Below are 23303 nucleotides of genomic sequence, written 5' to 3'. Positions count from 1 at the left end.
CAATTGGAAGGCAGGTCACAATCATGATCAATCAGTCGATTCAACTCTCGTTTCGGCAAGTGCGGGCACTCGTCGAACATACATTATTGTTATTTAAGGAGCTCGACCAACAACTCGCCAATCGGGGATATGAGCCGATTCTTCCGGACGTCGTCCAAACGGAACATGGATTAAGTATCCATCAAACAAAGGACAGTGCAGAATCCCTTGTCCCGCATTTTCTGACACGGTCCTACACCCGTCAAAATGAGAAGGTCTCAAACCATGCGTTGATCGTCTCGGTGCAATATACCCATCCGTTACACGAACGATTTGATCCGATCGTTCTAGTCGGGGACGTGATGTTCAAACAGGCGAAACAGACGACAAAATTATTACTCGACAAACCGTGGTTGTTAAAATATGCCGCCTTTGAATCGACGGCGGCTGCTTCTTTTGAACCGACCGGAAAACGTTTCCGGACGCAACCGATCGAAGAAATCGAGTGGCTGGACGTCTGGGGACATCCATTCACGGAAATGCGGGATGTCGAAGACGTCAAAGTATTGGCGGAAGAAATGATCAAAGGACACTTAGAACCGGGAACACCTTGAGTGGATCTGGATGAATCCGACCTCAAAAAAGTTCTATTTCGATGGATCATCGAAATAGAACTTTTTTTGTGATTTGTTGGTTAAATCGACTTTAGACAGGGACGACGATCCGCTCGATGGCGGCCACCAAATCAGTCGGGTTCGTTTTCGGCGCAAAACGAGTCACTTCCCCGTCACGCGTCACTAAAAATTTCGTGAAGTTCCATTCGATATCCTGCTCGCCCGTCGTGTTTGGTGCAAGTGCCTTCAGCTCGGCGAACAGAGGGTGTGCCGTTTCACCGTTGACGTCGATTTTTGAGAAAACAGGGAATGTCACGCCGTAGTTCATTTGGCAGAAACTTTGAATTTCTTCATCTGTCCCCGGGTCTTGAGCGGCGAACTGGTTACAGGGAAAACCGAGGACGACGAGTCCTTGTTTCCGATAATCTTGATGGAGTTGCTCCAGTCCTTCGAACTGCGGTGTCAAGCCACATTTACTTGCTGTATTGACGATCAGCCAGGCTTGTCCCGGATAATCCTGTAACGTTGCTTCGGTTCCGTCAATCCGTTGAAAAGTCTGTTCTTGTAACATCTGATGATTCCCCCTTATGGTCTTAAAATCAGTGTACCAAACGGGTTTGAATTTCGCCTGAATAACGGCTGTCCGATGACAAATCTGTCACAATCAAGTGTCAGCACACCTGAATTTCTGCAAAATTTGGTAGACTACAAAATACTTTGGAAGGAAAGGAGAGATGCCACATGAGAAAGATGTTGAAACAATCGCGTGTTGTCATGATCGTGACGCTTTGTCTTGTCCTGATCACAAGTTGTATGGTTTTGCTGACCCTCGGATTCGAACGCGATATTGTGATTCTTGTTTCTGGAGTGGTTGCCCTTTGGGTGACGATGCTAGCTCCTTTGACGGTCCAGACCAAATGGAATGAACAATCTTAAGTCTTGTTTGTTCAAAAAAACCGTAGCCCGATTTCCTGCTGAAAGGATGTGTTCCATTCAGATGAAGGATGGATGGTTTACAGCGGACGGTTGAACTAACAAAAACATCCCGGCACCGAATCGATGGATTCAGTGTCGGGATGTTTTGTTGTATGGTTTAACGCGCGAAGACTGGAATATCGAAGACAGCCGTGTAACTTTCCATCTGTTGATAGAGGTTATAGATCTGAGTCGTTTGTTTGACCGCCCAGCCCATATCCGTCGCGTACTGGTGAACACCAGGGCGCATCGGACTCCAACGCATCTTGTAGAGTGTGTTTTGATCATATTGATTATGCACATATTTCGTACTGATGAATTCAGCACCACCGATGATGGCGGCTTCCGGTGTGAACCAGCCTTGGCTGTAAGCATAGGCTGCGCCTGTGTTGATGGCGTCGTAATCGTACGCACCGATGCCGTACATGTTATAGACAGTCCGTCCGTTCCAGACGACACCTGTTGCAAGTGTTGAAGTCCCATTACCGGTCTCAAGCAAGGCATGTGAGATCAAGTATGCTTCATTCAACGAATACTTTGCTCCCGCATCGATGAAGGCTTGTCCGCAGCTCCCTGTCGTACACTTCCCGAAGATGCCTTTTGTCGCGAGGATCTTGTTCAGTGTCGCAGCCGTTGCGCCTGTTGATTTTGATAAATCAAGGAATTGATAGTAAGCCGATGATTGGCGATCGACTTTCAGTGGATCCGAAGCGTTACGGACATCCGCTTCGAGCGCGTTCAACCAATAAATCGTTGAATAGCGTGTAGTGGATGTATAGACACGCGGATACGTCGTGTAGAAGCCACTGACGTTTTGATAGACCTTGATCATCGTGCTCGGTTTGAACTGACCGTAGACGTGACTCGCAGTCGTCGCACCAGACCGGATGTTGAGTGGTGTCGTCGCTGTGACGGTTGCAATCGTTCCGTTGACAGGATCGAGGGCACCACCGAGTCGAACATAATCCGCACTGACATACATCAGTTTTAAAGCGTACAGGTCCGTCTGGGGTGGTGGGTTCAGTTTCATCTGGGCACTGATGAAACTGTCAAACGTATACGGCGTCGCAACTGAATTGTAGATATTTAATTTCGACGACGTCATGACGAGTGTCCCGTTGTACGCATAAAGCGTCTTCCCTTCGTAAGAAACTTCATACCAGTTGCCGATTTTCCCTGTGACGGGTAATACCGTATCAATTGGAATCGAGGTAACTAGCTGATACGCATCACCGACATAGGACCGGAGCGAAGTCGTGCCGGTCGCCCGGACAAACGATTTTTCGATCGGCTCGTAACTGATTGGTGAAGTCGATTGCCCCAGTTTAATGTAACCTGTTTTTCCGTTGACGGTTACTTGGTGCCACTGTGCGTTTGCAGACGTCGTGACGAGCGTTTTTGTCGTGTAGACATTGCCTTTGTTTAAAGTTGTGATCGTGCTTGCGGAATCTTTCGCATCACTTTTGACAGCGATTGGTGCATCAAGCAAGAACCGGGCTTCCGGAATTACTTTTGTTTCCGTAAATTCACTTAATGTCGAAACAGCGGCATAACCGCTTTTCCCACCATAGGTGATCTTCATCCAATTCCCGACTTGTCCCGTTACGGTGATGACGGTATTACCCGGAATCGTCGTGACGGCAGCGTAAGAAGGACCGGCGTACGAACGAAGCGGCGTCGAACTAGATGTTTTATACTTCGTTGCTGAGACTGCTTTGTAAGCGATCGGCGTTCCTTGGTTGACGCGAACGTAACCCGTTTTGCCGTTGATCGTCATCCGGTGCCATTGTTCGGAACGACCGTTCGTGACAAGTTGTGTCGTATAGTAGACGTCACTTGCCGTCAAAGTCGTTAACGTGTCGGCTGTCGAGTGATGCGATGTTTTGACATCGACCGATTTCGATAAGACGAATCGAGAAGCGGGAAGTGTCTTTTTCGTGATCAGTTCCGTCATCGTGTTCGCAGGCACATAACCTGTTTTTCCGCTTGACGAAACTTTATACCAGTCTTGGATTTTTCCGATGACCTGGATGCTTGTCCCATTCGTAATCGTTGCGATAGTCGCATACGAATTACCCGCATATGTATGCAATGCTGTAGTAGCCGTAGCCTTCATCGCCATATTTTCCGGTGCATAGGAAACCGGTGTACCTTGGTCGACCGGGATGTAACCTGTCTGACCGTCTTTTGTCACACGGTGCCATTTCGACGAACCGTTCGTAACGAGTTGATTGGTTTGGTAGATATCGTTTGTTCTGAGCGTCGTGATCGTCGTCGCCGTTGCTTTTGGCGCGGCTTTCATCGCGACGTCTGTTTTAAGCTTGAAGTCCGTTGTTGGAATCGATTGTGTCATCACATGATCGGTGAAGGTCGCACCTGACGCGTAACCTGATTTCCCGTCGAACGATACTTTATACCAGTTTCCGATTTGACCTTGGATCTTGATGACGGTACCACTTGGAATCGTTTTGACGACACCGTAAGAAGGACCGGCATACGAGTGAAGGGAAGTCGCCGTCGTTGTTTTCAAAGAAAGATCGTGAGCTGTATAATACTTGATCGTTTTTCCTTGATTGACTTTGACGTAACCACTCTTGCCGTCTTTTGAGATTTTGTGCCACTGTTCGCCCGTCGAATTCGTCACGAGTTGGGTCGTGTAGTAGACATTGCCTGTTTGTAAACTGACAAGTGTCGTACTAGATGAAAGTGGTTTTGTTTTAATCTCGACTGCAGTTGATAATAGGAAACGAGATGATGCTAATTTCACAGTCGTCGTGTATTCAGCAAGTGTTGCGGTTAAGACATAGCCTGTTTTCCCATTGTATGTGACACGATGGTAGAGACCGGATAAAGCGGTCGATTTGACGATGGATCCGCTTGGAATCGTCACGAGTGGGCGTTTTGTGCCAATCGTCGTATCGTACAAAACTGTCGAAACTTTTGTCTTGAAGGTTGTTTCTGGAATCGTCGTAATTTCTTGTTTCGATGAACCGACGAATGCTGCCTTATGCATGTAGCCTGACTTTTTAGCATACGTGACATTGTACCAGTCACCAATGCGTCCCGTCGTCTGAAGCGATGTCCCGGTTGGAACGACGAGCTGGCGGGGGTAAGCAGTCCCGGCATACTGACGCAAAATGTAACCATCTGTCGTCGTCAACGTCGTTTTTGATAACTTCGTGTAGCTGATTGGTGTTGCGTTGAGCGAACGAACATAAGCGGTCTGACCGTCATACGTCACGCGGTACCAAACTTCGCCCAATGAATTCGTGATCTTTTGTGAGCTGTAGTACGCATCCTGTTCATTTAATGTCGCGATGACAGAAGCTGTCGTCGACGCTGATTTGTGAAGCGTCGTCTTTTTCGAGACGAGAAAACGTTGTCCCGTGATGCTTTCTTTCTTGTCGTATGCTACTAGATATTTTGACGCGACATATCCCGTTTTTCCGTTGTATGTAACTCTTCTGAAGTAGCCAGAAGACGACACATACGTGGATGAAACGATAGTTCCGGTCTTGATCGTCAACAAGCGTTTCCGTGAAGATGTCGTTTTGTCATACAGATAAGTATCGGTAGACAAACGATAGGTCGTTGCTTTCGTCGTCGCGGCCTCAAGTGAGGGGCTGTAAGAAACGAGAATGCCGAGGACCATAATGAAGCTGACCAGCATCTTCAAGGTTTTCGTGAATAGTGTCGTGTTCAAAGATCGTATCCTCCTAGTTAGAATTTGTCCGAAGACGTATCGGGCTCTAGGATGTCAATTCTGAGGTGTGAAATTAATTTGCCTATTCTTACTATCGACAATAAAACATTTATCTACAGTATATTTAGATTTTTTTTGAAAAAAGGGGTTTAGTTTTTTGAAAAACCCTTCTGTTTCAGGAAACAGAAGGGAATCGAATCATTCGATGATCTGATGGAGGAGTTCCGAGAGGTTCGTTGTCGGGCGTTCACACTGAAAGTCTTGGCACAGATAAGCAGTTGGGCGCGAATCGATGAGATCATAGTCCGCGATAAAGGGGGCGACTTTTAGAAGCGTCTCTTTTTTGCCGGCGAGCACCGAAAGTTCCGGCAAACGTCGTTTATGAAGGTCTGCCAAGAACGGTCCAATCGTTTCGAGTGAATCCGTCAACATGATTAATTCTTTTGGTTCTAACCAGGTCCGGACATAGGCACTTAATAAACTTGCGAAACCGGTTGGCTGTGACGCGACTTCCAAAGCAAGTGCCGAAAAGACGTGCTGGGCACACTCGCGATAATCCGTTCGCCCTGTCAGCTGTGACAGACGAATGAGATTCAAGACAGCGGTGCTGTTTCCAGCCGGCTTCACACCGTCATATATATCTTTTGGGCGTACGAGCAGCGTCTCCTCCTCGACAGAAGTAAAGAAAAAGCTACCCTGCTCATCACCAAAGTCCTGAATCATTCGATCCGTCAGGCGGAGTGCTTGCTGGATATAAACGGTCTGTTGCGTCGTTTGATGTAATTCCAGATAGGCTTCCGTCAAAAAACTGTAGTCGTCCAGAAACCCATTTCCTTGGATGTGACCTTCCCGATAACGGACGCGCAACCGATCGTCATCCATCAGATGGGTCTCGAGGAACGTCAAAGCGCGTATTGCGACATCCGTGTAGTGGTGGTCATCAAACACCCGTCCCGCCTTCGCATAGGCGGAAATCATCAAGGCGTTCCAAGCCGTCAGGATTTTGTCATCTCGAAATGGGCGGATGCGTTGACTGCGGACATGGAGTAAGGTCTGTCGTTCTTGTTCGAGTTGGAACAATGTTTTCTGAACGGTCCGTCCGTTATCGTCTGCAAATTGTTGAACGGATTGATTGGTCCGTCGAAAGACATTCCGGCCGTCGAAGTTTCCTTGCGGCGTAGCTTGATAAAACCGTGGGAAAAGGGCGTCTTCGCCAAGGACATCGAGGAGCTCGTCATAGGTGAACGTATAAAACGTCCCTTCACGCCCTTCGCTGTCCGCGTCTTCTGCAGAGTAAAAGGCACCGTCCGGAGACAACAAATCGCGTTCGATGTACGTAAACACTTCTTCCGCATACTGTTTGAAGCGTTCACGACCGGACACTTGATACGTCTCGATGCATAACGTCGCGAATAAAGCATTGTCATACAGCATTTTTTCGAAGTGCGGAACGTCCCATCGTTCATCGACTGTGTATCGACAAAGACCAAAACCAATCTGATCGGTGATTCCACCATCGCGCATCGCCGTCAGCGTCCGCATGACCATCTGCAAAGCCGTTTCATCTTCTGCGAACCGGTAGTAATCAAGCAGGAATGTCAGCAGTGATGGGGATGGGAACTTCGGCGCTTCGCCAAATCCTCCATTCTGGACATCAAACTGACGCATCGCTTGATCAAATGTGTCATGAATCAGTGTGTCGTCCAATTGACCTGTTGTGTCAGCGGACGTCACATCCGTCAATGCTTGAATGAGTTCATTCCCAACACGTTTGATTTTTTCCGGGTCCGTCCGGTAATGTTCACTCAGTTGCAAGATGACCTGGCGAAAGCTGGGACGGTTGAATTGAGGTGTCTTCGGAAAATAGGTCCCGATGTAAAACGGAGTCTGATCAGGTGACAGAAAAACGCTTAGGGGCCAACCGCCTTGGCCGTTCATCAGTTGTGCTGCCGTCATGTAAATCTGATCGATATCCGGACGTTCTTCACGATCGACTTTAATCGAGACGAAACGCTCGTTGAGCATACGTGCCGTCTCTTCATCCTCAAAACTTTCATGCGCCAGGACATGGCACCAGTGACAGGTCGAATAACCAATCGATAAGAAGATCGGTTTGTTCGTCGCTCGGGCGAGGGAGAACGCTTCTTCTCCCCACGGGTACCAGTCAACAGGATTCGTAGCATGTTGAAGCAAGTAGGGACTCTTTTCATGGATCAATCGGTTCGTCGCCATCTCTCTAAAACCTCTTTTCTTCTATAATAATGTCGTTAGGAATAGCGTTCACTTAACGATACCGATTTTTTAAAGGCGAATCAACGTCGAACCGTTTTTGTGAAAATAGATATTCCTAGAAAAAGATTGACTTTATAAAATAAAATGTGATATAATAAATTTTGTCATGAATCGGGGATGATCACTCATGTGAGAATCCATCACTAAATACACAATTTAATAATCAGGTCAGGATTTTTAGACCTTACTGACAAATGAGTCAGACATAAGTCATCGCTTTTATTTTGTCCTTCTTCTGTTCATCTAGAAGAAGTTGACCCAGCAAGATAAACCTTCCATTCGATACTTTTCAGCTCATTCCGAGCGAAATTCTAAAAATCCCAGTAAATACGCAACGTAAGGCGTAACTTGATTCTTGCTAAAACGCTTGATTCAGCTGGCGCGGCCAAGGAGCCGTAACAACGAAAGAGAGGTAGGGCTTTCGTCGTTTCAGGTGTTTTGATCACCTGTATCCTCGATTCTCATGACACCTAAAAAAACAGACACGCTGAGAAGGCGTTTTTTTTATGTCTTTTTTTAATCCTTGTAACAAACAAAAGGAGTGAGGATATATGTAAAGACGAATGATTATTTTTTGTAAGCGTTAACAATTAATTCTTTTACGAATATTAGGGTCTTTTTTTACATAAAACATACACTGTTAGCAAATATATCTGATAATATAAAGAAGTGTCAGAAAATTCATAGGGGGTCAACATCATGAAGAACGGCAGTACGTTTGGGAAGTGGGCATTGGTCGGAGCGTTAACAGCAGGAATTCTTCCACAAGCAGGAATCACGGTCGGGGCAGAAGGCGAAGGCGTCATCTTGTCCGAGTACATAGAAGGATCGAGTAACAACAAAGCGATCGAGATTTACAATGGTTCGGGGCAAATCATCAACTTAGCTGATTACACGCTTGTTCAATATACGAATGGTGGACCAACGGAAGCAAAAATCACGCTCTCAGGGACGATTGATCCGGGCAAAACGTTTGTCATCGCGAACTCAAGTGCGAATGCGGACATCAAAGGGAAAGCACAACAAACAACAGGATCATTGAATTTTAACGGAAATGATCCGGTCGCCTTGAAAAAAGGCGATGTCGTCCTCGACATCATCGGACCGGTCGGATCAAGTACCGACTTTGCAAAAGATACGACACTCGTCCGGAAGACGAACGTGACATCAGGATCAAAAACGTACGAACCGTCGCAGTGGACAAGCTTCCCGGTCGATACGCTGACGGATCTCGGAACACATGCTGCTGAAGCAGGAGACATCTTAGTCGCACCAACAGCATCACCGGTCGGAGAAGTCGAACGTGGTGATCAGGTCACGTTGACAGGTGAAGGAAAAATTCACTACACGATCGACGGTTCGACACCAACGGCAGAAAGTCCGGTTTACTCAGGTCCGATCACGATCAATGACGAACTGACGATTCAAGCAATCGCAATCAAAGACGGCAAATCGTCGGCCGTCTCGACATTCAAATACTACATCGCTCCGCCAATCACAAAAATCAGCAGTATTCAAGGTGTCGCCCATACGTCTCCATACGCGGATCAACTCGTCCGGACGACAGGTGTCGTCACATATATCGTCGATGCAAACAACTTCTACATGCAAGACCCGAATCCAGATAACAACAGTAAAACATCAGAAGGTGTCTTGGTTTATGCGAAAAACCATGGTGCTGCCATCGGACAAACGGTCGCAACGACAGGTTACGTCAAGGAATGGCTGCTTGGCGGATACAGTGACAAATTCGATACGGATCTTGCCGTTACAGAAATCAGTACGGTCAATCTCGTCAAGGGTGCCTTGAATACAGGATTGCCAGCAAGTGTCGTTCTCGGGGAAAATGGTGTCTTGATTCCGACGCAAGTCGTCGATAATGATTCGTTTGCCGAATTCGATCCAGCAGAAGACGCAATCGATTTATATGAAAGTGTCGAAGGGATGCGTGTCGCACTTCCGAACGCGGTCGTCACAGGTCCACAAGCGAACCGGACGATTCCAGTCCGGACACAGACGGCGAATAAGGACTACACGAAACGCGGAACACCTATCTTAACGGCAGATAACGTCAACCCGGAGCGTCTGTTCGTCGAGATGGGAAGCAGCTCATACCGTGCCAAATCAGGTGATCGTTTTGAAGGGACGATTGAAGGGGTCATGAGTTACAACTATTCGGCCTACAAAGTTCTTGCCAAAGCAGTGGATTTACCGACATTGATTACGAGTGAAGTCGATCGCCAACCGACGAACATCGAAACGGGTGACTCGCGTCTGACCGTCGCCTCATATAACGTCGAGAACTTTGCTTCGACGGCAAATGCCGGGAAGGTCGACCGTGTTTCAGAAGGAATCGCGACTTTCTTAAAAACACCGGATATCGTCGGATTGACGGAAATGCAAGACAACGACGGAGCAACAGACAGTGGGACAGTCGATGCATCAAAATCGTTTGAGACATTGATTGCCGCGATTGAAGCGAAGACAGGTGTTCGTTATGCGTATACGGATATCGCACCGGAAGATAAAAAAGATGGTGGACAGCCAGGTGGAAACATTCGTGTTGGCTTCTTGTACAACCCGGCACGCGTTTCACTTGCGCCAGGTGAAAAAGGGACAGCAACGGAAGCGGTCGCGGTTGAGAATGGTAAAGTGACGAAAAACCCGGGACGTATTCAGCCAACGGATCCGAACTTTGCGAGTTCGCGGAAACCACTTGTTGGAGAATTCATCTTCAAGGGTGAGTCATATCACGTCATCGCCAACCACTTTAACTCAAAAGGTGGCGACGGAGCAGATTTCGGTAAAAATCAACCGGTCGTTCGTAAGAGTGAAGTCCAGCGCCATGCGATTGCCAAAATCGTTCAAGATTTCGTCAATGAGCTCGAAACAGAAGTGAAAGATTCAAATGTCGTCGTTCTCGGTGACTTAAACGACTTCCAGTTCTCGAAAACACTTGATATCTTAAAAGGGGACAACCTCTGGAACACGGTCGATGACCTTCCAAAATCTGAACGTTATTCATACATCTATAACGGAAATGCCCAAGTGCTCGACCACGTCTTGATTTCAAAAAATCTAAAACCGTATACCTCTTCTGATATCGTCAACATCAACTCGGATTATATGGAAGCAGACGGTAGTGCAAGTGACCATGACCCGGCAATCATCTCGATTCAAGGGATGGAAAGTGCTGTTGCGGTCAACGGAAAAGCGGAAATTGGAAAATGGCGTGCCGTTCAAAAAGGAAAACATATCTTCATTGAACGTCAACTTGCTGGGAAGTGGGATAAAGCGAGCGAAACCCATGCCGATCAACAAGGGGATCTACTTGAATTACGTGTCTCCCAGGGTCGCCCGTATATCCAAGTGAAAACGAAAAAAGGAAAAACGATCTGGCTCGAATTATCAAATGGTTATAAATTAAAAGAAACAACGAAATACTAATAGCAAAATAAAAAAAGCGGACTTAATTGTCCGCTTTTTTGTCTGTTCGGATAAAAAGTGAGAAAAAAGACAGCAGACTGATGGAAAGAGTAAGTAGTAAAGCGAGGTGTAAAGGGATCACACGGAACATATAAGTGAAGTGGATGATGATCAATAATAGAATGATGGCTAAGCCAGCAATGAATTGTTTACGCAATAAGTGACCGACACCTGGTACAAGAAGTTCAAAACCAAATCGCTGACTGATATGGACTTCTTCGTGAGCATTGGCAAGACTAAAGGATACCGTCAGTAAGACTAAAATCAACCATCCGGAAAACAAGTATTGTTGAATCGGCAGAAACGTGATCGATTCATAGATGAAATAAAGCAGAATCATGGCATACTCCTTTGAAGTTAATGGTATAGGGCAGAGTTTGTTTTTCCTTACGAAGTTTAATGATAGCGAGGCTTTTCTGGAACGGCAACAACAATTCCATTGAAACAAAATAAAAGAATCTTCACACATTTTAACAACAGGTAAAGAATAGTTTATTTTATGTATGATAATGAGATAAGAATGTGATGAATAAAGACGTCAGACCTCTTTTGGGCGAAAAGGTAAGAATGTGTCGAATCTGTGAAAAAACAAACGCAATCATGTGATTTGATGCCAAATAGAGACTCACGCTGTTCGAAACGATGAATTTCTTTTAAAATTAGGGGAATGAGACACATGAGGAGGCGAAATACACATGAAAAAGTGGTTAGTGCTCGGAGTAGCAGCGGTCGCTTTCTTTAGTTATGAGAACACGCCGATGGAACAAGCAGAAGCGGAGTATCCGAAAAGTGGAGGAACGCTGATTGATCGATATACAAGTGAATACCCGGGTTATGACTGGGAAGTCAGGCGGACGGCAACAGAGGAGTTCGTGGCGTTGACGAAAGACGGCAAGGATTACGGAAAGTACCGTTCGAAAAACGGTGTGACGACGCAAGGGGCTGTCTTGAACAAAGATACGGAAGCGACGCTTGCGAAAAAAGGCTGGAAGGCCGTCAAGTCGTACCGGAAGGGGAATACGAATTATTTGTTGAACCTCGATCACGCGGCGGTCTATGAAAAAAATGACCGGTACGTGACGTATTTCTTTGACCAACATGACGGCAATAAGGTCAAAGCGACACTTGCGATTCCAAAGGTTGTTGAAGCGAAGAAAAGTGGTTTCTATGGAACGGCTTCCAGTGCGTTACGGACAACCGATGAGAAGTTGATGTTGCGTCTGATGAACTGGGACCGGGCCGATTATAAGCTCGGAGCCCTTACACCGTATAATGCATTAAAACCTGTCACACGAGCCCACAGTGAGAACATGGCGAAAAATAATTTCTTTTCCCATACCGATCCACAAGGACGCGACCCGTTTAAACGGATGAAAGAAAAAGGGATCCGCTTCTCGGCAGCTGGAGAAAATCTGTCGATGGGCTATCCGAATGTCTTTGCGGCACACTGGGGCTTGATGAATTCAAAAGGACACCGCGACAACATCATGAACAAGACCTTCAAACAGGCGGATGTCGGTGTATCGTTCCGTGACAACTCGCCGTACTTCACGATTAATTTCCGAACGCCTTGAAACACTAAATAGTAAGCATAACCTCAATTTTGCGAAAGCAGGATTGAGGTTTTTTTGATGAGAAGAATACTGTCCTGTTTGCTGTCCCGTCTTTTTCCACTCGCTTTTCTCGGGCGGAACGCAAGCCGTGGTCATCTGTTCGATGACCGGGTCTCGCCTGTTCCTGACGGAAGCGAAGCTTCCTTTTCCCGTAGAAGTCGAGCGGAAGCCGTGACGTCAGATTTACGATAATTGTTTCACTCAAAAACCCTCTCCATCATTTCCATCCTTGAAAAAAGGACGTGGAGAGATGTAGAGGGTTTTTATGAGGCGTTCATGAATCGATCGGAAAACTTAGATTATTTTACCCAATCCGGTTTACTGAATCCTTTGAATGACTTTTCAATGACGGCATTAAAGTCATCCGATTTGACGACAGCCGTCAAGTCTTTTGCCAGTTGTTTATCTTCATTAGAAGTTTTGATGGCGACCAGGTTGCGATACTGCTCATCCATTTTTTCAAGTGCCAGTGCATCGAGTAAATCAAATTTCGCTGCTAAAGCAAAGTTTCCTGGAACGGCAGAGATATCGACACTATCAATGGCACGTGGTAATTGGGCCGCTTCGAGCGGTTTGATGACAAGTTTTTTCGGATTCTTGACGATATCTTTTTCAGAAACCGTCAACGGGTCCGTGTCAGCTTTCAATTCAATCCAACCTTGTTCAGCCAGCAGGTTCAGTGCGCGGGCCTGGTTCGTCGGATCGTTTGGTGTCGCGACTTCCGCTCCCGTTTTGACATCATCAAGAGACTTGTAGGATTTGCTGTATAGTCCCATTGGAGCTGTCGGGACGGTAATCAGTCCTTTGAGATCGAGGTTCTTTTCCTTCGCAAATGTCTTCAGATAAATCGAATGTTGGAACAAGTTGGCGTCGATGTCACCGCTGCCAAGCGCGATGTTCGGTTGAATATAATCCCCGAACTCAACGATCTCAACGTCGTACCCTTTCTTTTCAAGACCAGGCTGAATCGCTTCTTTCACCATGTCGCTGTAAGGACCGCTTGTCGCTCCGATCTTAATGGATTTGTTTTCTTCTTTGGCACTGCTGTCGCCACAACCGGCAAGAATGCCGGCTCCGAGTAATCCTGTTGCTAAAAAGGCATAACGTTTTTTCATATTCATTCTCTCCCTTACGATTCTCTATTTGTGGTTAACGTTTATCAGCACGGCGGGCGAGTACGTTGCCGAGCCCTTGAATACTTTGAACAATGATGACGAGGACGACGATCGTCACAATCATGACGACATTGTCGTACCGGTAATAACCGAAGCGGATGGCAAGGTCACCGACACCACCGCCACCGACGATACCCGCCATGGCGGAAAAACCGATCAAGCTGATTGTCGTCAAGGTAACGGCTTGGATAATCCCGGGAAGCGCTTCCGGTAACAGGGCACTGATGATGATCCGGAACGGTGTGGCCCCACAAGCTTCGGCTGCCTCAATCAATCCCGGTGGAATCTCACGGAGTGATGTCTCGACCAGTCGGGCGAGGAACGGGATGGCGGCAACACTCAGGCTGACGGAAGCGGCTGTCGGTCCGATCGTGTTATCCAGTAACAGTTGTGTCAGTGGAATTAACGCGACGAGCAGGATGATGAACGGTAACGACCGAACGATATTGACGAAAAAGTCCAAAATACTTCGAACGAAGACGTTTTGGAAAAACAGTCCCCGGTCCGTGATGAAAAGTAAAATTCCGAGTGGAATGCCGACGACGAGAGCGAAGCCCAGTGAAATCCCGACCATTAGGGCGGTCTCGGCTAAAGCTTTTGTAAGATCCGGTAACATGGTTTCGATTCGTTCAAGCCACATCCTGGATCACCTCAAGTGTGTGGAGTTGTTCTTCAAGCCATGTCAGGGCCTTATTCACGTGAAGCGTCGGACCGGTCAGGCTGACGATCAGGACTCCGAAGGCGACGTTTTGGATATAATCGACCTTGCCGTGGAGGATGCTGACGGAGATGTCAAACTGTTTAATCGCTTCCGACAACGTACTTTCACCGGTCTTTTCACCCGTGAATTGCAGGCGGATGATTTTTCCCGGTGTCGTCCGAAGTATCCGTTCCGGCAACTCGATTTGCAACGCCGTATCGACATAATGTTTTGTGACCGCGTGTGCAGGTTGACTGAATATGTCATAGGTACTTGCGACCTCTACGACTTCACCGTGCGCCATGACGGCAACGCGATGGCAAATCTGTTTGACGACTTCGATCTCGTGGGTGATCAAAATGATCGTCAAGCCGAGCCGTTCATTCAAGTCCTTCAGGAGATCGAGAATTTGTAAGGTCGTGACAGGGTCCAGTGCCGAGGTCGCCTCGTCACATAACAGGACACTTGGATTGTTGGCAAGCGCACGCGCAATCCCGACACGTTGCTTTTGACCACCACTGAGTTGGCTCGGGAAATTCGTTTCGAATCCTTCCAGTCCGACAAGGGCGACGAGTTCCTTGATCCGGTTTGGAAACTCACTGCGTTTGACGCCAGCTGCTTTTAAAGCGAACGCGATGTTGTCGGAAACGTTCCGGGATTGAATCAATTGGAAATGTTGAAAGATCATCCCGATCTTTAGGCGCAACTCCCTTAGACTACCTTTGGATAAATCGGACAGTTTGACACCGGATACTTTGACCGTCCCTTGGGTCGGTGTTTCGAGTCCGTTGATTAAACGGAGTAATGTACTTTTTTCGGCACCAGATTCGCCGATGATGCCAAAGATTTCACCTTGTTGAATCGTTAAGTTGACATCACGTAGAGCGAAAATCGGTGTCCGGTCCCGGACAAACCGTTTGGTGATTCCTTTGAATTCAATCATCTGTCTTTCCTCCCTATACAAAAAAATCGCCTTTTTCTAGTTAAGAGCAACCAGAAAAAAGCGACGAAGTGTAAGATTTCGTAACTTATCTCTCAGAATGAAACATTCTGTAGGATGTGGCACCGTTCCTTAAAGGTGGTTGCCGGACGTCGTTGGGCCTATTCCCTCGGTCGCTCTCGATAAGTAGTTATGCTGTTGGGATTTACTTTAACGGAAATCATTCCCATCTGTCAAACGTTTTTTCAGAATTATTCCGCAACGGTCTCTGAAAACAGATGTAATTGACCAATCCGTTGGACGGCTTCGACCAATCGTTCGGCGTCGGCAATCAAGCTGATCCGGACATATCCTTCGCCGTATTCACCAAAGAAATGTCCCGGTGTGACCGCGACATGCGCCTCGTCCAGTAAGTGGTCGGTGAAGCTTTGTGAGGTGAAAGCGGATGGGACCGGCAACCAGACGAAGAACGAACCACCCGGGACCGGACCTTCCCAACCGATTTCTTTGAGTTGGCCAAACAAGGCGTCACGGCGCGCTTCATACAAGGCGCTCAGCTCACGGACGCACGTCTGGTCACTCGAAAGCGCGACGGTCGCTGCGTGTTGGATCGGTGTGAAGGCGCTGACGTATAAGTGTTCCTGGTACGTTTCAATGCTTGCGATGACGGATGGATTACCGATCGCAAAGGCAATCCGGAAACCGGACATGTTAAAGCGTTTGGATAACGAAAACAGTTCGATGCCGACGTTTTTTGCACCCTCTGTCTGGAGGAAGCTTCGTGTCGGACCGTCAAAGCTAATGCCGCCGTAGGCTAAGTCATGGACGACGCAGATGTCGTTGGCGTCAGCGAAGGCGACGGTCTGCTCAAACGCTTCTGCCGTTGCCGTCGCACCGGTCGGATTGCTTGGATAGTTGAGGAACAGCATCCGGGCGCGTTCGACGTCCGTCGTATCGAGTAGATTGTAGTCAGGTAAGAAGGCATTTTCCGCAAGGAGCGGCAGCGTGATCGGATAAGCACCCGCCAGTGCTGCACCAGACAAGTAATCCGGGTAACCGGGATCCGGGACGATGACACCTTCACCGGGGTTGACGATCGTTTGCGGCAAAGCGACGATGCCGGCTTTGCTGCCGAGCAGAATGGCGACTTCAGAAGCGGGATCGACCGATACACCAAATTCTTTTTGATAAAAGTCGGCAACGGCCTGCTTTAAGAAATCATGTCCACGAAATGGGGGATACTGTAGGTTGGTCGAGTCGTCAATCGCCTCTTTCAAGGCATCTAGAATATGTACAGGTGTCGTTTGGTCCGGTGTTCCTTGACCAAGCGTAATGACGTCATGACCAGCGGCTTTGACGGCACCGATCCGCTGGGCGAGTTCGGCAAAGACCGGAGCGGGCAAACGATCAATCGCAATCGATGGGGCGAAGTGTTTCATCTGTGTTCCTCCTTGTTAGGTATTGTCGTCAAGGATAACGAATTTTCAGAAAAAATAAAAGAGTTTTTTAATAATCGTTGATAATTGGTAAAAATAACCGATGGTCTGATTCTTTTTGATACACTAAACAGGAACGGATCTGTCTAACGAAGGAGATGAGCGAGTGAACCAAGCCTGGTGGAAAGAAGCCGTTATCTATCAAGTGTATTGGCGCAGTTTTAAGGACTCGAACGGAGACGGGATGGGGGATTTGCAGGGAGTAATCGAAAAGTTGGATTACATCGCGTCGCTCGGTGTGGATGTCATTTGGTTGAACCCCTGTTATACATCACCCGATGTCGATAACGGATACGATATTTCCGACTATTACACGATCATGGAAAAGGCGGGCACGCTGTCCGATTTGGAGGAATTGATTGCGGCAGCCCATGAGCGGGGCTTAAAACTGATTCTTGATCTCGTCGTCAACCATACGAGTGACCAACACGCTTGGTTCGAGGAGTCGCGAAGTAGCAAGTCGAGCGAAAAGGCGGACTGGTACATTTGGCAGGACGGGGTAAAAGGGACACCTCCGAATAACTGGCGCTCCTATTTTGCACCGAGCCCCTGGACGTGGGATGAGACGCGCGCGCAATATTATTTCCATTCGTTTGCCTCCGAACAGCCGGACTTGAACTGGGAGAACCGAGACGTGCGCCAAGCCATCTATACGATGATGCGTTGGTGGACAGACAAAGGGATCGATGGCTTCCGGATGGACGTCATCAATTTGATTAAGAAACGAGCGACGTTTGATGATGTGGAAAATCCACTCGATTTGTCTTACTTAGGCAATCAGCCGGGTGTCCATGACTTTTTACAAGAAATGCACCAAGAAGTCCTTGCCGGAACGGATCTCTTTACGGTCGGTGAGATTCCATTCGTCGGACCGGAAGATGGTTTACTGTATGTCGGGGAAGACCGGAACGAACTACGGACACTGTTTCATTTCGAAGTGGCGGATGACATGGAGACGATGGACTTACCGCGGTTTAAACAAATTCAAAAACAATGGTATGAAGCGTTGTATCCGCACGGTGTAGCATCCCAGTTCCTGAACAATCATGACCATACCCGTCAGGTGACGCGGTTCGGGAGCGAACGGTATCGGATTGAAAGTGCGAAGTTACTAGGACTGATGTTGCACACGTTACCCGGTATCCCGTACATCTATCAAGGCGAAGAAATCGGGATGACCGGTATCCGATTTTCTGATCCAGACGCCTATCAGGACGTGGCGTTTCGGAATCAATACGCAGAACGCATTGCAGCTGGAGAATCGCCCGGTACGGTCCTGTCTTCGATGCAGATGCGGGCACGGGATAATTCACGGACACCGATGCAATGGAGTGCACGCCAATCAGCAGGGTTTACGGAGTCTACCAATCCTTGGATGACGGTCAATCCGAACTACCTCGACATCAATGTGGAGGCAGCGGAACAAGATCAAAACTCAGTTCTCGCCTTTTACCGCATCCTGATTGCCTTGCGGAAAACACATCCTGTCATGGTCTACGGTGTCTATCGTGATTTAGCGATTCAAGATCCGTATTTGTATGTTTATGAGCGGGAACTCGACGGTGTGACATGGCGTGTGATTTTAAATGTCCATGATGAACCGGTCACGACGACGTTTGCTTTACCGGAAGAACAGTTACTGCTAACGAACCATGAAGTGCACGATCACAAGCAGTTCGCGCCGTACGAAGCACGTCTGTACCAATACAAAGTACATTAAGGCATATACAAAAAAACGGACCTGTTCTGCTCCTGATCGTAACTCGATCAGCAGGGAAAGGGTCCGGTTTTTTTGTGGACATTTGTCAGGCATAGCCATTTCGTTTTTTTGAAGACAACAGCTGTTCGAACCGATCAACGGCTTGTCGCATATCAAAGCTCGGCGCGATGACGAGCGGACCGTGTCCGACCGCTAACACGTCAGGTGTTAATTCGGTCAGCTGATGGGCAGACTGAAGTGCCACTTCCTTATCCCATGTCGCAAGAGACGGGAAGGGGAACTGCCAGCGTGTATCGCCGGATACGGCTAAGCCACCTTGTGTCTGAAAGGCATCCCCCGCAATCAGTGTCCGACTGCCTTCATGCCAAAGGGAAATCGAGCCGGGCGTATGACCGGGTGACGCGATGATACTTAAACTGCCGATCTGTTGACCGCTCTCAAGTAAACGGTCAGGACGCGTTTTGATGTTTTTCGGAATACCGCCTTTAAGAGGCGTCGTTTCGCCTTCGCGTAAGGAGTCGTCACCACTGAGCAGGGCGGCATCCCGGTAGCTGATCGAGACTTCAGCGAGCGGGAACGCACTCGCTAAGAAATCCAGAGAACCGACGTGATCCGCATGCGCATGCGTCAAAATGATGGACTGTAACGGTTTATCAAAAGATTTGATGACGGAATAAATCGCTTTTGCATTCAGTGAGATTCCCGTGTCAATCAAGGTTAAGCTGTCTGCCTCTTCAAATAAGTAACAGTTGACCGGGAAAAAGGACGGGGTCGTTTGCAGTTGATGAAGTCGTTCGATCGTTGAAATATGCATCCAGTTACACTCCCTCGTCAAAGTATTCGCTTCTTTTTCAGTATCGCCTGTTTTGATACAGCCGTCCACAAAAAAAACTCCCTGATGAGGGAGTAAAAAATGGTCAGTATGTGACTTCAAAAACTGCACCAGCATGTTCCGAGTCGTCACCGTCTGCGGCCGTCGTAACGAGCAAACGGTCTTCATACAAAATCGGACATGTCGGATTGGAAACAGGAAATTCTACATGGTCGAGCTTTTCGCCTGTTTCAAGATTCCAACGTGTCAGGCATGAGCCTGCATAATGGGCGATGAAGACGTGACCGTCCGTGTCTTTTGTCATACCGTCCGGGAATCCGTCTTCCTCTTCCAAATCGATCGCAACACGACGATTCGTTAACGGTTGATCCGCTGCATAATCAAAGGCGTAGACTTTTTTAGTCGGTGTATCGATATGATAAAACGTCTTTCCGTCATCCGACCAGACGAGACCATTTGAATTCGTGAGGTTCTCGAGTAGGACATCGACTGAACCGTCATGACGCAACCGATAAAGCGAAGCGGTCTCACCGTCTTCTTCATTGATACTACCGGCTACATATTGACCAGACGGATCAAGTTTCCCGTCATTCATTCGGTCGGAGTCAGGAAGTGTCAATTTCGTTTCAAGCGAAAGATGCCCTTCTTTTAAATCAAATGTACCGAAGCCGTGGGCAGATGTGACCCGAAGGAAATCAGGGGCATCCGTCAAAGCAATTGATGTGATTGCACTTGGTAATTGATACGGTTTTAGTGCTTCTGTCGTTAAGTCATATGAAAAGAAGAGTTGATTCGGAATATCAACGAAATAAAATCGTTTTGTTTTTTCATCATAGACCGGTGATTCACCTGTCTTACATGAGACATCGATAAAGAGCGATACTGTCATTTCATTTCCCCCTTCAAGTGCTGTTACCTCTGATTAAGCGTGAATGAATTCGAGATGCAACTGGAACTTGACGTCACTACCGACTAGGACACCACCGGCTTCAAGCGCAACGTTCCACGTCAAGCTGTAATCTTCACGTTTGATTTTCCCATCTACTTCAAAGCCGGACCGTGTATTTCCCCAAGGATCGACACCACTGCCTTCATACTCGACCTTAAACGTTTCTGTCCGCGTCACGTCCTTAATCGTCAAATCACCGGTTACTTCGTATTCGTCACCCGCGTGTTTTTTAAACGATGTCACGCGGTAAGTAATGTTCGGATACTGTTCGACATCAAAAAAGTCAGCTGATTTCAAATGGGTGTCCCGATCGTTACTTCGTGTGTCAATCGTTGCGACGGGAATCGTCACGACGGCAGATGCATTTTCTAAATCATGGGCTTCACCGCTGACATCAAACGTAAAATCACGGAATTCACCTTTTACCTTTGAAATCATCATATGTTTGACTGTGAACGTGATGGAGCTGTGGTCTTGATCGAGCTGATAGGTGGTCATGTTCGATTCCTCCTCGTTCGATTCACTTCAGGTACGCATTTAATAGTTCCTTTTTATCTTAAAAACAAAACATTAAATTAAATATGTCATTTTTTTACTTAAAAAGTCATAATGTATGATGGAGGTGTTTTGTGAAAACTAAATTATGTATTTTTATATTGTTGCTAGGTGTAACGATTCAGCAAGAAAAAACACATGCTGAGACGATTTCTAGAGGTGTCGACTATACGACGAAACAAGAAAATACGTCAGGTATTCCACAGACGATTCAACAAATTACGGTAGCACCGGGGTTAGGTAATCGCTTTGCGACGATGAAAGGGCGTGATCATGTACTAGCCACCGAATCACTGCCTTCTCAAGTAAGTCGATCTACTGCATCCGGAAATCGTGTAGTTGCTGCCGTTAATGCTGATATGTACAAAGTTGCAAGTGGTTTACCAATTGGCTTACAAATCCAGCAGAATGCAGTACTCGTCAGCCATAGTGTCAAAGAGTCTGCACTTAAATTTCCTTCGTTTGTCATAAATGGACAAGGAAAACCGGAAATCGGTTCTTATGGCGTTGTCGGAACATTAAAGTCTTCAGCACGGTCCCTGACAATTCATTCTGTTAACCGAAATGAAAATCTGGATAATCGAATTGGTATTTTTACAAATGCCCACCATGTATCTAAAAAAATCAATTTCGTGGGATTATCGGATGCGATGAAAAAAGAAGTGGCAATCGTGACGATGAAGGGAAGTTCGGTTAGAGCCTTTAAATTAGGACAACGCTATTCGTGGACAGTAGATCGGGCAGAAACGACTTTTCGATCGAATATATCGATTCCGGCAGATGGAGTCGTATTGGTGGCGTTCGGTAAACAAAAGAAACCGTTACTCGACTTGGTGAAAGAAAAGCATGTGACGACTCAGTTCAATCTCATTCAAATGTCAAATCTACAAGTAAGAAATGACATTGAGGAGGCCGTTTCCGGATACAACTGGCTTGTCAAAGAAGGAATTGGTCTAGATCTGAATGCACTTTCTGAAAATCATGATCGTTTCTTGATGATTGTCCGAAAGGCACGGACATTGATTGGTGTGACAGCGGATCAAACGGTTCATATCGTAACAGTGGACCAAGGAAGAACGACATCAAAAGGATTCACGATGCTCGAAGCAGTTGCGCGGATGAAGCAGTTAGGTGCTGTTTCAGCGTTAGCATTTGATGGAGGCGGATCGACGGAGATGGTGGTCCGACGGGCCGGTGAGTTTCCGGTTCGAACAGTAAACGTTCCGGCAGATGGAAGAAGTCGATCCATCACAAACAGTTTAATCGTTTCAACACGCTATGTTCCGGAAAAAAAAGTCGCCTATATGATTATTCCTGAGCAACCGGAGTTGTATGTGGGTGAAACGCGTCAGTTGACCATCAAGTTGACCGACAGAAACAGTCAACCAATTGATGTGAATCAGAAGAAAATAATATTATCCGGTACAGGTGTTAGCGGGATGACTGTAAAAGCGCCACTTCAACCCGGAAAGTGGACAGGACAATTGGCGGTTGATCAAATCAAACGGTCGGTCACGATCAATATCACGAACCGTTTATCAGGAATGACCTTTAACGGCGGAAAACCCCTACTTCTAAAAGTCGGTCAGAAGGTCCGCTTGACGAGTGATGGATGGTTGAATGGCCGGAAAGTCACGATTCCATTAAATGAAAAGAAATATCAGCTGAAACAACCAATCAGCACGATTTCTAATGATGTTTTGACAGCTAAGAAACCTGGGAAAACCGTACTTACATTATCAGCAGGCGGACAAATGGTATCACTTCCGATTACTGTGACGGCACCGACAACTTCTACGAATCAATCAACGGTGATTGATTCCTTTGAAAGCGGCGTCTATCTATCGAAATCGCCCTATGTATCCAGTTATTCGACAATGTTAAGTACAGAGCAAAAGTCAGCAGGTCGGTCAGCGCTTAAGCTGACATACAACTATTCCGGTTGGTCCAAGCAAAATGGAGCCATGTATATCACGAACGCGAAGTGGAAGATTACTTCGCCTGCAACAAGATTGTCCCTTGATGTATATGGTGATCAGAAAGCACCATGGTTACGTGCGCAGTTGAAGGATGCGGGAGGACGAAGTCATACGGTCGATTTCGTGAAACGGGTCGACTGGACAGGGTTCAAAACTGTTCAAGCAAAGCTGGATCCGACATGGCCTGCCCCAATTCAGATACAATCGCTGTATTTTGTAGAAACGGACGTAAAGAAAAAAGGAACGGTGCAAAAAAGTAAAGTGTATCTCGATCAATTGAAGGCATGGCGCTAAA

General features: G+C 47.1%; 17 protein-coding genes and 1 riboswitch. Of the genes, 6 read left to right on the top strand and 11 right to left on the bottom strand.

Annotation, left to right across the window (positions count from 1 at the left end):
* The first annotated feature begins 23 nt into the window (after positions 1–23).
* Entirely contained in the window at positions 24–593 is a 570-nt protein-coding gene (locus P404_RS0105490) for a hypothetical protein (RefSeq protein WP_014971316.1), read from the top strand.
* Between the two features lie 91 nt (positions 594–684).
* Here P404_RS0105490 and P404_RS0105485 read toward each other — a convergent pair whose 3' ends face one another.
* Positions 685–1164 (bottom strand): glutathione peroxidase, encoded by a 480-nt coding sequence (locus P404_RS0105485; RefSeq protein WP_014971315.1) that lies wholly within the window; start codon positions 1162–1164, stop codon positions 685–687.
* A gap of 170 nt (positions 1165–1334) precedes the next feature.
* Between P404_RS0105485 and P404_RS0105480 the strand changes: the two genes are divergently transcribed.
* Positions 1335–1529, top strand: coding sequence for a hypothetical protein (locus P404_RS0105480; protein WP_026830189.1), 195 nt, complete (start codon positions 1335–1337; stop codon positions 1527–1529).
* A gap of 157 nt (positions 1530–1686) precedes the next feature.
* Here the strand turns inward: P404_RS0105480 and P404_RS0105475 are convergent, their stop codons facing one another.
* Together P404_RS0105475 and P404_RS0105470 are read right to left on the bottom strand one after the other, a co-directional pair.
* Positions 1687–5271 (bottom strand): SH3 domain-containing protein, encoded by a 3585-nt coding sequence (locus P404_RS0105475; RefSeq protein WP_026830188.1) that lies wholly within the window; start codon positions 5269–5271, stop codon positions 1687–1689.
* Positions 5272–5469: 198 nt separating this feature from the next.
* Positions 5470–7503 carry a thioredoxin domain-containing protein gene (locus P404_RS0105470; RefSeq protein ID WP_014971308.1) on the bottom strand — a complete coding sequence of 678 codons (2034 nt, stop codon included), beginning with the start codon at positions 7501–7503 and terminating at the stop codon, positions 5470–5472.
* A gap of 759 nt (positions 7504–8262) precedes the next feature.
* On the opposite strand from P404_RS0105470, the gene P404_RS0105465 reads away from it, so the two are divergent.
* Entirely contained in the window at positions 8263–11010 is a 2748-nt protein-coding gene (locus P404_RS0105465) for a chitobiase/beta-hexosaminidase C-terminal domain-containing protein (RefSeq protein ID WP_026830187.1), read from the top strand.
* Between the two features lie 22 nt (positions 11011–11032).
* Here the strand turns inward: P404_RS0105465 and P404_RS0105460 are convergent, their stop codons facing one another.
* A complete protein-coding gene (locus P404_RS0105460; RefSeq protein WP_026830186.1) occupies positions 11033–11389 on the bottom strand; it encodes a hypothetical protein in 357 nt (118 codons plus the stop codon).
* A 355-nt stretch (positions 11390–11744) separates the two neighbouring features.
* Between P404_RS0105460 and P404_RS0105455 the strand changes: the two genes are divergently transcribed.
* Positions 11745–12623 (top strand): CAP domain-containing protein, encoded by an 879-nt coding sequence (locus P404_RS0105455; protein WP_026830185.1) that lies wholly within the window; start codon positions 11745–11747, stop codon positions 12621–12623.
* A 338-nt stretch (positions 12624–12961) separates the two neighbouring features.
* Here P404_RS0105455 and P404_RS0105450 read toward each other — a convergent pair whose 3' ends face one another.
* From P404_RS0105450 to P404_RS0105435, 4 genes are all read right to left on the bottom strand, one after another.
* Positions 12962–13777, bottom strand: a complete 816-nt coding sequence (locus P404_RS0105450) for a MetQ/NlpA family ABC transporter substrate-binding protein (protein WP_026830184.1) — start codon at positions 13775–13777, stop codon at positions 12962–12964.
* A 34-nt stretch (positions 13778–13811) separates the two neighbouring features.
* Positions 13812–14477: a methionine ABC transporter permease gene (locus P404_RS0105445; RefSeq protein ID WP_026830183.1), complete on the bottom strand. Its 666-nt coding sequence runs from the start codon at positions 14475–14477 to the stop codon at positions 13812–13814.
* Positions 14467–15480, bottom strand: a complete 1014-nt coding sequence (locus tag P404_RS0105440) for a methionine ABC transporter ATP-binding protein (RefSeq protein ID WP_026830182.1) — start codon at positions 15478–15480, stop codon at positions 14467–14469. Before P404_RS0105440 ends, P404_RS0105445 begins: the two co-directional genes overlap by 11 nt.
* An 82-nt stretch (positions 15481–15562) precedes the next feature.
* Positions 15563–15666, bottom strand: a riboswitch (SAM riboswitch).
* Positions 15667–15728: 62 nt separating this feature from the next.
* Positions 15729–16916: an aminotransferase class I/II-fold pyridoxal phosphate-dependent enzyme gene (locus P404_RS0105435; protein ID WP_014971300.1), complete on the bottom strand. Its 1188-nt coding sequence runs from the start codon at positions 16914–16916 to the stop codon at positions 15729–15731.
* 163 nt (positions 16917–17079) lie between these two features.
* Between P404_RS0105435 and P404_RS0105430 the strand changes: the two genes are divergently transcribed.
* Complete coding sequence (locus tag P404_RS0105430; RefSeq protein WP_026830181.1) at positions 17080–18693, top strand: alpha-glucosidase; 1614 nt, start codon at positions 17080–17082, stop codon at positions 18691–18693.
* Positions 18694–18778: 85 nt separating this feature from the next.
* On the opposite strand, the gene P404_RS0105425 is transcribed toward P404_RS0105430, so the two are convergent.
* From P404_RS0105425 to P404_RS0105415, 3 genes are all read right to left on the bottom strand, one after another.
* Complete coding sequence (locus P404_RS0105425; RefSeq protein ID WP_014971298.1) at positions 18779–19507, bottom strand: MBL fold metallo-hydrolase; 729 nt, start codon at positions 19505–19507, stop codon at positions 18779–18781.
* A 103-nt stretch (positions 19508–19610) separates the two neighbouring features.
* A complete protein-coding gene (locus P404_RS0105420) occupies positions 19611–20414 on the bottom strand; it encodes an SMP-30/gluconolactonase/LRE family protein (RefSeq protein ID WP_014971297.1) in 804 nt (267 codons plus the stop codon).
* A gap of 33 nt (positions 20415–20447) precedes the next feature.
* A complete protein-coding gene (locus tag P404_RS0105415; protein ID WP_026830180.1) occupies positions 20448–20972 on the bottom strand; it encodes a YceI family protein in 525 nt (174 codons plus the stop codon).
* Between the two features lie 131 nt (positions 20973–21103).
* Between P404_RS0105415 and P404_RS0105410 the strand changes: the two genes are divergently transcribed.
* Positions 21104–23302, top strand: a complete 2199-nt coding sequence (locus P404_RS0105410; RefSeq protein WP_150111973.1) for a phosphodiester glycosidase family protein — start codon at positions 21104–21106, stop codon at positions 23300–23302.
* Position 23303 lies beyond the last annotated feature (1 nt).

Source organism: Exiguobacterium antarcticum DSM 14480 (assembly GCF_000685865.1).
Classification (GTDB): Bacteria; Bacillota; Bacilli; order Exiguobacteriales; family Exiguobacteriaceae; genus Exiguobacterium_A; species Exiguobacterium_A antarcticum.
Note: the sequence above shows the minus strand (reverse complement) of the source record. Positions and strands in the feature narration are given on the sequence as shown.